Origin of the sequence: Nitrosospira sp. Nsp14, from assembly GCF_900113575.1 — a bacterium.
Taxonomy (GTDB): Bacteria; Pseudomonadota; Gammaproteobacteria; order Burkholderiales; family Nitrosomonadaceae; genus Nitrosospira.
Genome location: NZ_FOPV01000004.1, coordinates 132,517 through 145,532, shown reverse-complemented (window position 1 = coordinate 145,532; position 13,016 = coordinate 132,517). Strand labels below are relative to the sequence as shown.

The 13,016-nt window shown below is 54.2% G+C and carries 11 protein-coding genes and 1 pseudogene; 11 read left to right on the top strand and 1 reads right to left on the bottom strand.

All coding sequences use genetic code 11. From position 1 onward, the window contains the following. Positions 1-62: 62 nt before the first annotated feature. The 3 genes and pseudogenes from BM022_RS04095 to BM022_RS04085 all read left to right on the top strand — a co-directional run bounded on the left by BM022_RS04095 (position 63) and on the right by BM022_RS04085 (position 2,974). Positions 63-1,190: a Re/Si-specific NAD(P)(+) transhydrogenase subunit alpha gene (locus BM022_RS04095; protein WP_091137099.1), complete on the top strand. Its 1,128-nt coding sequence runs from the start codon at positions 63-65 to the stop codon at positions 1,188-1,190. Between the two features lie 96 nt (positions 1,191-1,286). Continuing rightward, positions 1,287-1,592, top strand: coding sequence for an NAD(P) transhydrogenase subunit alpha part 2 (locus BM022_RS04090; RefSeq protein WP_025041967.1), 306 nt, complete (start codon positions 1,287-1,289; stop codon positions 1,590-1,592). A 3-nt stretch (positions 1,593-1,595) separates the two neighbouring features. After that, a pseudogene (locus tag BM022_RS04085) lies at positions 1,596-2,974 on the top strand (NAD(P)(+) transhydrogenase (Re/Si-specific) subunit beta). Positions 2,975-3,079: 105 nt separating this feature from the next. On the opposite strand, the gene BM022_RS04080 reads toward BM022_RS04085, so the two are convergent. Continuing rightward, the gene (locus tag BM022_RS04080) at positions 3,080-4,291 is read right to left on the bottom strand and encodes a calcium-binding protein (protein ID WP_091137097.1); all 1,212 of its coding nucleotides are present in this window, start codon (positions 4,289-4,291) and stop codon (positions 3,080-3,082) included. A 272-nt stretch (positions 4,292-4,563) separates the two neighbouring features. Between BM022_RS04080 and BM022_RS04075 the strand changes: the two genes are divergently transcribed. From BM022_RS04075 to BM022_RS04040, 8 genes are all read left to right on the top strand, one after another. Next, positions 4,564-4,794, top strand: a complete 231-nt coding sequence (locus BM022_RS04075) for a hypothetical protein (RefSeq protein ID WP_091137096.1) — start codon at positions 4,564-4,566, stop codon at positions 4,792-4,794. Between the two features lie 279 nt (positions 4,795-5,073). Continuing rightward, positions 5,074-6,189 (top strand): alanine dehydrogenase, encoded by a 1,116-nt coding sequence (ald, locus tag BM022_RS04070; RefSeq protein ID WP_091137094.1) that lies wholly within the window; start codon positions 5,074-5,076, stop codon positions 6,187-6,189. A 405-nt stretch (positions 6,190-6,594) separates the two neighbouring features. Beyond that, positions 6,595-8,346 carry a cation:proton antiporter domain-containing protein gene (gene ybaL, locus BM022_RS04065; RefSeq protein ID WP_091137092.1) on the top strand — a complete coding sequence of 584 codons (1,752 nt, stop codon included), beginning with the start codon at positions 6,595-6,597 and terminating at the stop codon, positions 8,344-8,346. A 73-nt stretch (positions 8,347-8,419) separates the two neighbouring features. Continuing rightward, positions 8,420-8,773 carry an arsenate reductase (glutaredoxin) gene (gene arsC / locus BM022_RS04060; RefSeq protein WP_091137091.1) on the top strand — a complete coding sequence of 118 codons (354 nt, stop codon included), beginning with the start codon at positions 8,420-8,422 and terminating at the stop codon, positions 8,771-8,773. Between the two features lie 174 nt (positions 8,774-8,947). Then, entirely contained in the window at positions 8,948-9,331 is a 384-nt protein-coding gene (locus tag BM022_RS04055) for a hypothetical protein (RefSeq protein WP_091137089.1), read from the top strand. Positions 9,332-9,544: 213 nt separating this feature from the next. After that, a complete protein-coding gene (locus BM022_RS04050; protein WP_091137088.1) occupies positions 9,545-11,053 on the top strand; it encodes a sensor histidine kinase in 1,509 nt (502 codons plus the stop codon). Next, positions 11,046-11,630, top strand: a complete 585-nt coding sequence (locus BM022_RS04045; protein WP_177191620.1) for a dihydrolipoamide acyltransferase — start codon at positions 11,046-11,048, stop codon at positions 11,628-11,630. The genes BM022_RS04050 and BM022_RS04045 overlap by 8 nt, the downstream gene beginning before the upstream one ends. A 15-nt stretch (positions 11,631-11,645) precedes the next feature. After that, complete coding sequence (locus BM022_RS04040; RefSeq protein WP_091137086.1) at positions 11,646-13,007, top strand: sigma 54-interacting transcriptional regulator; 1,362 nt, start codon at positions 11,646-11,648, stop codon at positions 13,005-13,007. Positions 13,008-13,016 lie beyond the last annotated feature (9 nt).

Below are 13,016 nucleotides of genomic sequence, written 5' to 3'. Positions count from 1 at the left end.
AGCAGGTTTCCGCGTTTGTTAAAAATAAGTGGCGTAGGCGGGACAGATAAGGGAGAGGATCGATGCACATAGGTATACCCGTTGAGACCCGCGGAGGGGAAACCCGCGTTGCGGCGACGCCGGAGACGGTAAAAAAATATACCGCCAAAGATCTGCATACTGTTCTGGTACAGTCCGGCGCGGGCGCCGGAGCAAGCATACCGGATGAAGCATTCCAGGCTGCTGGCGCAAACATCGTAGGCAGCGCGGCAGAACTTTATGGGCAATCCCAAATTTTGCTGAAAGTGCGCGGTCCGGAACCTGGTGAACTGGAGATGATCCGCAAGGATGCGGTTTTATTGGGTCTGCTTTCGCCGCATCAGGCGGAGGGTATTGAAAGTCTCGCCCGACACGGCCTCACCGCGTTCGCGATGGAAAGACTTCCGCGTATTTCCCGCGCCCAGAGCATGGACGTACTATCCTCGCAGGCGAATATCGCTGGCTACAAGGCGGTACTGATGGCGGCGAACGTCTATCAGAAATTTTTCCCCATGCTGATGACCGCGGCAGGAACGGTGAAAGCCGCGCGGGTGCTGATTCTGGGTGCCGGAGTGGCAGGGTTGCAGGCGATTGCCACGGCAAAGCGTCTGGGCGCTGTAATCGAAGCATTCGACGTGCGCCCGGCCGCAAAAGAACAGGTCGAAAGCCTTGGCGCCAAGTTCGTCGAGGTTCCGCTGAGCGATGAGGAAAAAGCGCAGGCGGAAACAGCTGGCGGTTACGCGCGGGAAATGTCCGACGATTATAAGCGGCGCCAGGGGGAACTGGTACATCAGCGAGCCTCGGCCGCCGATATTATCATCAGCACTGCGCTGATTCCCGGTCGCCCGGCACCCGTCCTGATCAAGGAAGAGACGGTCCGCGCCATGAAACCGGGTTCGGTTATCGTTGACATGGCGGTAGAGGCCGGCGGCAATTGTCCGCTATCGGAAATGGACAAGATTGTGGTAAAGCACGGGGTGCATCTGGTCGGCATATCCAACCTGCCGGGCCTGGTGGCGGCGGATGCCAGCGCCTTGTATGCTCGTAATTTGATGAACTTTCTTAACCTGATGCTGGACCCAAAAAATGGCGAGTTTGTCATGAACCGGGAAGACGAGATTATTGCTGGAACACTGGTCTGCACTGGCGGAGAAGTTATTCGGAAAACTTGAAGGTTTAAGCCAACTTCAACCAGCGAAAGCGGGCTGCAGCCTCGGCCGAGCTTAACAGGAAATTTACGGTACAGTTAATGCATAGAAGGAGTAACCATGATTGGTGAAGTTGACCCAACCATTATTAATCTAACCGTGTTCGTGCTGGCGGTTTTCGTCGGCTATCACGTTGTATGGAATGTAACGCCGGCGTTGCACACCCCCCTTATGTCGGTAACCAACGCTATTTCAGGCATTATCCTGGTGGGCGCCATGCTCGCGGCGGGTCCGGCGGAAACCGATTGGGGTGTGTGGCTGGGTGCGGTAGCGGTAACCCTGGCTGCGATTAACGTATTCGGGGGATTTCTTGTTACTCAGCGGATGCTCGAAATGTTTAGAAAAAAAGATAAAAAAGGAAGCTAGTCAATGTCGGCAAATACGGTCGCACTTGCGTATCTCATCGCATCGGTTTTCTTTATTCTGGCCCTCAAGGGCCTGAGCTCACCTCTGACCGCACGCCGCGGCAATTTGTTCGGCATGGTCGGAATGGCCATCGCTGTCGTCACCACGCTTACCATCACGAAAAACTGGGCGTTGATTCTCGTCTGTATCGGCGTGGGCGGGACTATCGGTGCGGTGGTGGCGCGGCGCGTACAAATGACCGCGATGCCGGAACTGGTTGCGTTCATGCATTCGCTGGTGGGGTTAGCGGCGGTTTTCATTGCAATCGCCGCAGTCAATAACCCGGCTTCTTTCGGTCTTCCCGCGACATTGCCGATGGGAAGCAAACTGGAATTGTTTCTCGGCACATTCATCGGCGCCATGACCTGGTCGGGCTCGGTCATCGCTTTCCTGAAATTGTCCGGTCGCATGAGTGGCGCGCCGATCACCTTCGGCGGCCAGCATATGGTTAACTTGACACTCGCAATCGTCATGCTGGGATTTGGCCTGTGGTTCTTCTTTAGCGAGACCACCAACTGGACAGCGTTTGCGGCCATGACCGCAATCGCTTTTGTTCTTGGTTTCCTTATTATCATTCCAATCGGCGGCGCGGATATGCCGGTGGTCATTTCGATGCTTAATTCATATTCCGGCTGGGCGGCGGCAGGTATCGGCTTCTCTCTCGGCAACCCCATGCTGATCATCGCCGGCTCGCTGGTAGGCAGTTCCGGGGCGATCCTGTCCTACATCATGTGCAAGGCAATGAATCGACCCTTCCTTTCGGTAATACTCGGAGGGTTCGGCAGCGAGGGCGGTACCGTTGCAGCAAGCGATCAGACGCAGAAAAACTATCGCAGCGGCAGCGCCGATGATGCAGCATTCTTAATGGGTAACGCCGACAGCGTGATTATAGTGCCAGGTTACGGCTTGGCCGTGGCACGGGCACAGCATTCAGTCAAGGAACTGGCGGAAAAGCTGCATGCCAAAGGCGTCAATGCGCGTTTTGCAATCCACCCAGTCGCCGGGCGCATGCCCGGACACATGAATGTTCTGCTTGCTGAAGCAGAGATACCGTACGAGCAAGTGCTGGAAATGGATGAAATCAACAGCGATTTTTCCAATACCGACGTCGTGTTGGTCCTGGGCGCCAACGACGTGGTAAACCCGGCAGCGAACGTTCCGGGAAGTCCGATTTACGGCATGCCTATCCTGGATGCCTACAAAGCGCGCACGGTAATGGTGGTCAAACGCAGCATGGCCGCGGGGTATGCCGGCCTCGACAACAACCTGTTCTTATGGATAAGACCATCATGGTATTTGGCGACGCAAAGAAAGTTGTGGAGAATATGGTCAAGGCCTTATAAGCCAGTCGATCCTCGTCGGCCAAGAGATTACTTCGGCCTCATCTTCGCAGATGAAAAAACGGCATCCTTGTTGAATGAAGGGATGCCGTTTTTTTTGCCTGGTGCTTAAAGGATGATGTCGGAATCGGGCAGGGCGCTGACGTTAAGATCCGGATGACCCACCAACTGGATCTCGAAATCAGCTTTTCCGCCTCCGTCCACATCGCCCCGGATGAGACGATTCCCGCCTTCATCCACATACCAGAGCTCGCCTGCGGCGCCCGTCGGGCCTGCGTTTCCCTTCCAGGTAAAGTCATTATTGCCAAAAGTGGTCCGGTTCGCGTCTATTCCCTTCAGGTCAATTTGATCTCCGGAAGGCCCGGTCCCGTTAAAGTCGGTAATAATATCCCGAATGCCAAGCCCCGAAAGACTCTCGGTAGTAAAGTTGAAGTCGAATGTATCGCGGCTGCTCCCTCCGGTTAGCGTATCGGTTCCGGATCCACCGGTAAGAATATCTGTACCGTCACCTCCGGATAGCGCGTCATTGCCGCTTCCGCCCGATAGCACATCATTGCCGGCGCCACCCGCCAGTTCATCGTTACCATCGTCACCCGATAGCCTGTCATCGCCATTGCCGCCATACAGCGAGTCGTTGCCATCTCCGCCCCACAACCGGTCGTTTCCGTTGTCCCCGGACAGAACATCATTTCCTCTATCGCCCCACAGCCTGTCGTCCCCCGCGCCCCCCCACAATCTATCGTCGCCACTCCCGCCCGATAGGGCGTCGTTTCCATCGTCGCCGCCGAGGCTGTCGTTGCCGTCGTTGCCATTGAGCTGGTCGTCGCCTTGACCCCCGTATAGAGTGTCGCGACCATCACCCCCGCTCAGCGTATCGTTTCCCGCGTCGCCCCACAGAAGGTCGCTTCCCTTATCGCCCGACGCGCGATCGTTGCCGCTGCCGCCGGCTATCCTGTCATCCCCGTTGCCGCCCCATAACTCGTCGTTTCCCGCGTCGCCCCACAGAAGATCGCTTCCCTCATCGCCCGATGCGCGATCGTTGCCGCTGCCGCCGGCTATCCTGTCATCCCCGTTGCCGCCCCATAACTCGTCGTTTCCCGCGTCGCCGGTGATGCTGTCGTTACCATGGCTCCCACGCAGCGTGTCGGAACCATCACCGCCATTGATAATGTCATTACCCGCACCCCCGTCTATTCTGTCGCCGCCGCCTAGTCCTGAGATCCAGTCGGCCCCGCCAGTTGGCGGCCCGCCGACAACGCCTGCAGAAACAAACTGGGGCGTGATGGTATCTGATCTCTCCGTGCCTTTAATATTAGCCATAATAATTGCTCCTGTATGAGTGAAAGCTTATTGTGATTTTTTTTCCCTCTTGTCCAGGTTCGCACTGTCTTCGGCTCCTATCCAATCCACTTTCTGCCGAGACAATCTTTTTATGTAGGAACTGCTAGCAATTAGCAACATCACTTCAGCAACAAACGTGCCACGCTAGAAGAGCGGCGCGGAACGCGTGCTCAACCTGTGCCGCTTATTCTTAAAAAATTGTTTTTGCTGAGTGTTTGTCGTCTATTGACGACATGATCCGCGAGAGAAAAATGGGCACTGTTCAGCTTAAAGAGATATATTGTGGTGCGTTGCCTCAGGTAGAAGTTGGGCACCACTTTCGTAATATTAACGTCTCCATTAGAAGACAGTCTTTAGGAAGATTGTTCTATCATATTGTTTTGTATGATATCACCATGTCTCTAAAAGGAGACATGGTTGAGGCTTCAAAGTATCTTTTCATCAGCAACACAAACGGCAGCGGCACGATTGCGGTCGTTTAGATCTGGCCTGAGGTGGCGGCCTGACAGACCGGGGTTTGTTATCACTCAGCTCGTTCTTTAAAACTTCTGTTCCGGCAAATATGGCTAGCACTGGTATTATTTTCCAGCGTTTCCAGATGGGGTTGTATACTTGCAGGCAGAACAATTACCAGCGTACCAGACGGTATCCCGGAACATCTCCGGATCGAATAATCGTTGCCGCCCCATTTGTTCCGGTATCAATGATAATCTTCTTGATGAAAGGTTCTGCTCTGCTTATCGAGCGTCAGAAATAAATACATGCTGATTGGATTGCCCAAGGAAACCAAAGATCACGAAAATCGGGTTGGGATGACGCCGAGCACTGTCAAAGCTTTAACACGACATGGCCACCGCGTGCTGGTACAGAGCGGGGCGGGGGAAGGCAGTTTTTTGGCGGATGAGGAATATCGATCTGCCGGAGCCAGCATCGTTCCAGATGCCGAAGATGCCTGGGCCGCGGAAATGGTGGTCAAGGTCAAGGAGCCGATAGCCGCCGAATATCGCTACCTCCATCGCGATATGATCCTTTTTACTTATCTTCATCTGGCCTCCGACAGGCTTTTAACCGACGCTCTTTTGAAAAGCGATGTCAGCGCCATTGCCTACGAAACGGTTCAAACGGATTTGGGCAAACTGCCGCTGTTGACTCCCATGAGCGAAGTGGCTGGGCGCATGGCGACTCAAATTGGAGCCAATTACCTCCAAAAGACTTATGGCGGCCGCGGCGTATTGATGGGCGGGGTTCCAGGTGTCGCTGCGGCCAATGTCGCCATTCTTGGAGCCGGAATCGTGGGCACAAACGCTGCCCGGGTGGCGGTCGGTTGCGGCGCGCAGGTGACGGTGCTGGATATAAACCATGACCGCCTGAAATATCTGGATGACATTTACCGGGGGCAATTGCGGACGCGGATAAACGATGACTATAACATTGAAGAGGTGGTTTACAATGCCGACCTCGTCATCGGCGCGGTTTTAATTCCCGGCGGACGCGCACCATGGTTGATCACAGCTGCGATGCTGCCAAATATGCGCAGGGGCGCGGTAATTGTCGACGTGGCGGTTGACCAGGGCGGCTGCGTGGAAACCACGCGGCCCACCACTCATTCGAACCCCACCTATGAGGTCGACGGCGTTGTTCATTATTGCGTGGCTAATATGCCCGCCGCGGTACCGCGTACAAGCACCTTCGCCCTTAACGCGCAGACCGCTGTTTACACACTCCTCCTCGCGGATGAAGGCCTGGATGCGGTACGGAAATATCCAGCCTTGCAATATGGACTGAATACATATCGCGGTTGTGTCACTTATGCGGCTGTCGCGCAGGAATTTGGCATGAAATATATCGAGCCGCTGGAAGCATTACAGAATGTCTAACTGCATCCAGAGCGCTTAGAGCCGGGAACACACCCGGAGGGGCCCGAGGCGTCCTAAGCAGGTACGGCGCGGATGCTTTGACAAATGCACGGTGAGTGCGGACACGTGTTATTTATCACCCCCCCGCTGGAATCTTCCCCTCGCCCCCATGCTGCGTTATTTTGCCCGTCTGCCTTGGGTCGATAAATCGACGGGGCGAGATACGGAGGAATGATCCCCCTGTATGCGCGGACCCTATTTGCCGCGTGCATCCCGCATTTTGCGGCGGGGAGTTGACAGCCCGGAACCGGGGGCGTGAATTAAACGAGGTCGCGACGCCGCCTTTACATCTTTTATACGCTTTTAATTCCAGCGCCGCCATCACGCGTGCCCGGGTTTCATAGTCCCCAACCTTTCCTTGGACAAATGCCTCATAGCGTTACTCTGATCACTACGATTGCCGTCAGCTTCGGCCTAGCCTTGCTGATGGGCCTCATCGCTCATCGGCTGAAACTCCCCGTGCTGCTCGGCTACCTCACCGCGGGTGTCATTCTCGGTTCCAACACGCCGGGCTTCGTAGCGGACATGGAGTTGTCGGGGCAATTGGCGGAGATCGGGGTGATTCTGCTGATGTTTGGCGTAGGTTTACATTTTTCACTGGACGACCTTTTGGCTGTCCGCCGAATTGCCCTGCCGGGTGCGCTGGTCCAGATTGCGGTAGCCACCGCCTTCGGCGCGATCGTTGCTATATCGTGGGGATGGAATCTGGTGGTCGGAATTGTATATGGGGTTGCGCTTTCCACCGCGAGCACCGTTGTTTTGCTGCGAGCGCTTGAACAACGTGGGCTGCTTAAGTCCGTGAATGGGTCGATTGCGGTTGGCTGGCTGATTGTCGAGGATTTGGCCATGGTGCTCGTTCTGGTGTTACTGCCGCCACTTGCCGGATGGATGGGAGTGGATCCAGGCAGTTCAACGCCGCCTGTTCAATCCGATCCCAATCTCTTGACAACACTTCTGATTACCTTTGGGAAGGTATCTGTCTTTGTTGCGCTGATGCTTATTGTCGGGAAACGTGTTTTTCCAAAGTTGCTCTGGTACGTTGCCAGCACGAATTCCCAGGAACTCTTCATCCTGAGCATTATCGCGGTAGCAATAGGAATCGCCTATGGATCCGCTATGCTTTTCGGTGTCTCCTTCGCACTCGGTGCTTTTTTCGCAGGGATGGTTATGCGGGAGTCCGATTTGAGCCACAGGGCTGCTCAGGAGTCCCTACCATTGCGGGACGCATTTTCAGTATTGTTTTTTGTTTCGGTAGGAATGCTGTTTGACCCAAACGTTCTAATAGATCAGCCGCTTCGAGTGCTGGCAACGCTTGGAATCATTATCGTTGGAAAATCACTGGCGGCCTTTCTTATCGTGCTCGTTTTCCGCTATCCGCTGAATACAGCGCTCACGGTATCAGCCAGTCTTGCGCAAATTGGGGAGTTTTCGTTTATCCTGGCTGCGCTTGGCGTCTCGCTCGGGCTCTTGCCAGTTGAGGCGCAGAGTCTTATCCTGGCGGGCGCGTTCATTTCCATCACGCTTAACCCATTGGTATTCAAAATAATTGAGCCAGCCCAAGCCTGGATACGTGCGCGCTCCAAGCTGGCCCGTCTGCTGGAACGATCGGACGATCCTCTGGCTGAACTGCCTACCACCGTCGCCTCGAGTTACGTGACCAGCCACGTAGTGCTTGTGGGCTATGGCCGTGTCGGTCGTTATATAGGCGAAGCGCTGGCAAAAAAAGGGACGCCGCTTGTTGTGGCGGAGCAAAACCGGGAAATAGTAGAGGGGTTGCGCAGGAGCGGAATCCACGCCGTCGCGGGCGATGCCGCAGAGCCCGCGGTACTTATACAAGCCCATATAGCGCGGGCCGCCATGCTGGTGATAGCCGTCCCAGATACGCTTCGTGCGCGGCGTATGATTGAAATCGCACGTATACTTAACCCGCCGGTCGAGATTATTGTTCGCACTCATAACGAAGAGGAGGCGGCCTTACTGCGCAAGGAAAGCGGCGGAGAGGTATTTCTTGGCGAGCACGAGCTTGCCCTGAGCATGACCCGCTATGTGCTGGAGAAGGTTGTCCCAAATAATGAAAAGCGCGAGAGTAGCGAACTTCATTCCGCAAAATCGCCGTGAGCGGCGTCCTGTTTATTTTTAGGGGACTTTGTGGTTGTGTCAGACTATGATTTTGACTGTAGGAGGAAATCGAATGAATGACAGAATGGTCGTTTACCAAAAGCCTACATGCAGTAAATGCAGGGAAACGCTTGCGCTTCTGAGGGAAAGTGGTGCGGAGTTCGATGCCGTCAATTATTATGAAGAACCTTTAACCGTGGAGCGCCTGCGTGAGCTGATCGACAAACTGGGTGTTCCGGCACGGGATGTATTACGGCGGGATGAACCGCTGGCGCGCGGTCTTAAGCTTGGCGAAGGAGGGTTGTCGGATGACGAGTTGATAAAGATCATGGTGGAGAACCCGGATTTGATTCAACGACCCATTGTCGTGCGGGGCGATGAGGCCGTGCTGTGCCGCCCCCCTGAGAAGGTGAAAAGATTACTGTAAATGTAAGCCATGGGGCCGACGAGCGCGAGGACGGTTATACCGCATCGTTCTCCCATGCGCGTCGGACTCTCGCTTGCTTGCCTGCATTAGAGGGCGGGCAAGCGTGGTAAAGCTTCGAAGTTGTCCCAACATTGAATAAAATGGGAAAACGGTAAGATCAGCAGAGGAGCATCAATGAAGATCATGTTATCCACCCGGTTGTGGCTACTCAGTCAGCTTGTTGTGGCCATTTTGCTGGGGGCATCGGCAACAGTCGTGAAAGCGGAGTGCAGCGGTTGCCTGTGCCCGGGAAATCCATGCAAGCTATGTCCGTTGCCTCCCACGAAAGATGCGCCGCCGGTTCCCGGGGAACCGGACACCTGCTTGAAAATAAAAGAGAAAGTGCCGCCGGTATCGGCAAACACGGAGCCAGACGCGCATTATGCAAGTCTGGATAAGTCAATCATGGAGTGTGTTCGAAATGGTGGGGATGTGGTTATGAACTCGCGTCGAAACAAGGAATTTCCTTCCAAGCATTATTGCAAACCCTACATCGCCCCTGCGGCAAGCAGAAAGTAAGACAATCGGATCGCGATATGCCATCGAACATCGGACTGAAGGAAGGGGCCCAAAGTCTGCGCTTCCAGCCCAATTTGCATTTATTTTGGTAGCCCCTCGGTTTTTGCATCGCATGAATCGTATGGTTAGGGCACGCATTAGGTATCGCATTCATAGGATAGGTCCGCTAGGAGACTACGTCTTCTCACGTCGGAGAGCTGCTGGAGGAGATAAATGACCGCTCGCGCAGAAGCCGCAAGGCAGGAGTCCGGATCCGGCACGGGGTCCATGTTGCGCATGCGCCGTCATCCTCAATCTTTTCTTAAATTGATCCTGCTTGGTTTTGCGCTTGTAGGTCTTCCGCTTATCATTGCCCTCATCAACAACGCGCTTTCCATTGACCGGCTTGCTGACCACAGCCGCAAGGCGGTTTATCAAGCCGCACAAATCGCCCACAGCAGTCGAGCGCTGGCGGACGAAATAGCCACAATGGAACGTGCGGTGCGGCAAACGCATATCCTGGGCGACACATCGCTGCTGGAAGGTTATTTCAGAGCGCACAACAAGTTCGAAAGCACGGCGGCGAGCCTTTTCGAACTTTCCTTGCATGCGGAGCAGGAGCAATTATTAACACAACTGCAATCATCCGAAGCTTCGATTTTCCAAAAAGTCTCCGCTTTGAAACAGTCGCCCGAACAATTGCGCAATCTAATCGACAGCTTTGTACTTCTGCGAGATTCTGCACGAACCTTTGCCACGGTGGGCTACGCGTTGATCGAGCGCGAGGTCGACGAAATGCAGGACATGGCAGGGTACGCCCGTTTTACCGTTGGGTGGCAGCTGCTGGCGCTAATTCCATTTGCAATTCTGCTGGCATTTGCTTTTTCCGTACGAATCGCGCGCCCCATCCGGCAAATTGATGAAGCTATTCGCAACATGGGCCAGGGGGAACTGTCCAAGGTTATCCGCGTGGGCGGGCCCCAGGATCTGGTTTATTTCGGCGAGCGCCTGGACTGGATGCGGCGGCGGTTGTTAAAGCTTGAGGAGCAGAAAACCCGATTTTTGCAACATGTTTCCCACGAACTCAAAACGCCGCTTACCGCCATGCGCGAGGGCGCCGATCTGCTGGCGGAAGGAGTAGTCGGGGAATTGACCGAAGAACAGCAGCGCATCGCGCGTATACTCCACAGCAACAGCGTCCAGCTTCAGCGTCGTATCGAAGACTTGCTGAACTACAGCGCGCTCCAGGCAGAGAAGGCCGCGCTAGTGAAGCAGAAGGCGAATCTCACCAAAGTTCTAGATGCGGTGCTGCAAGACCAGAATCTCATTATCATGAGCAAGGGGTTGAGAATGGAATTATCTTGCCCGGAAATCATGATCGACTGCGACGAACAGAAAATCAAAATTATCTTGGACAATCTATTGTCGAACGCGGTGAAATTTTCCCCGCCGGGTGGTTGCATTCGCATTTGGACGAGTAAAACAGCCGAACTGGCTCAGCTGGATATTGTGGACGCTGGGGCGGGCGTGGATGAAGCGGATCGCGAGAAAATATTTGAGCCCTTTTATCAGGGGCGGCGCGTGCTTGACAGCCACGTGAGGGGGACAGGACTGGGGCTTTCCATTGCCCGCGAATATGCGCTTGCGCATGGCGGTAATATCGAACTTGTGCCGCGAATCGCGGTAGGTGCCCATTTTCGGCTCACCTTGCCGCTTCGGGATCCGGATGAAGGTCATGAGTAGGGTCAGCCGGAAGTTCGTAATGCTTTGCAGCGTGGTCTGTATGCTGTCGGCATTATTGACCGCCTGCTCGGCACCACGGCAAAGTTCCGTCACGCCGGAAAATTCCATAACGCCGGAGAACCTGGCTACAGCTGCGGTCCCCCCGGTGTCGGCTGATGTGGCAGTGGCAGGCCAGATGGATGATATGATGCAGTATTATGATTCTCTGCGAAAACTGCCCGCGTCAGATCTGGGTCGTATCCACGACAAGGTAAAACAGAATTTTGCCCAGAACAAAAGCGAGGTAAACCGTGCCAGATTGGTATTGCTTCTTATCTTGCCTAATAGCTCCGTTCGCGATTTAAATTCGGCGGTCAATCTTCTCAACGAGTGGCCACGGGATACGAAAACCTCCACAAGTTTGCAAAGCTTCAGAAATCTGTTAGCAAGCCTGCTTGTGGAACAACAACGTTTAAACCACGGAATGGAAGAATTGTCCCAAAAACTGAAAGACGAACAAAAACGCGTTGAGACCTTGCAAAGTCAAATTGAGGCCATAAAAAGCATGGAAAAAAACCTCATTCTCAGAGAACCTTGAAAAAGCGCTCGAAACATGCCTGATACGAAGCCAAAAATTCTCATTGTTGATGACGATACGGATTTACTTGAACTACTGGTGATCCGGCTAAATGCCGCCGGATATAAAACAGACGCTGTCCAAAGCGCGGAGGCAGCACTCAATTACCTGGACGTTTCGCGCCCGCAACTGGTCATCAGCGACATGCAAATGAGTGGGATGGATGGCATGCAGTTATTCGACCACATCCATCGTACCTTGCCAACGTTGCCGGTGATCATATTGACCGCGCATGGCACGATTCCGGACGCGGTCGCAGCGGTTCAGCGCGGTGTATTTGGCTATCTGGCCAAACCTTTTGACAGCAAGACTCTGCTAGCCAACATTAGCCAGGCTCTGAGGCTTATCCCGGGAGGCGGTCCGCAAAAAGAAATTTCCCAAGCGTCATGGCGCAAAAGTATCATTACTCAGAGCGCCGTGATGGAGGACCTGCTGACCAAAGCCGGATTAGTCGCGGAAGGAGATGCAAGCGTGCTGATCTATGGCGAAAGCGGCGTCGGTAAGGAATTGTTCGCACATGCTATACATGATGCTTCCAAGCGCTGTCATCATCCTTTCGTGGCTATAAATTGCGCGGCCATTCCGGAACAATTACTGGAATCCGAACTATTCGGGCACGTCAAAGGTGCGTTTACAGGCGCCGTGCGGGACCACAAGGGATTGTTCCAGTTGGCCGAGGGAGGGACGGTCTTTCTCGATGAAATCGGCGATATGCCGCTTTTGCTCCAGGTCAAGTTATTGCGAGTTCTACAGGAAAGGCAAGTGCGCCCGGTTGGGTCCACCCAAGCGATGACGGTGGATGTGCGAATAATTTCAGCGACGCACCGCGACCTCAAGTCTGAAATTGCCGCTGGAACCTTCCGGGAAGATCTCTATTACCGGTTGGACGTCGTTGCGTTGACTATTCCGGCATTGTCACAACGGCGCGAGGACATCCCCCTGCTGACTAATTATTTCCTCAGCATGTTTTCGGACAAGTACAACAAAAATATTAACGGGTTCGCTCCCGAGGCGATGGAGATGTTGGTAAGCGCATCGTGGCCGGGAAACGTGAGGCAACTGATGAACGTGATCGAGCGATGCGTTGCGTTAAGCACAGCTCCTCTTATTTCGCCTGTGCTGGTGTATGACGCGATGCATCATGAAGAAGAGCACTTGGTGTCCTTTGAAGACGCCCGCAAGAGCTTCGAAAGGGACTATCTGGTACGTGTACTGAAGATTACCGGAGGCAATGTCACCCAGGCGGCACGTTTGGCCAAGCGCAATCGTACCGAATTTTACAAGCTGCTCCAAAGATACCAGCTCGACCCTTCCGTCTTCAAGCAGGCGCAGGGTTAATCTCGAGCG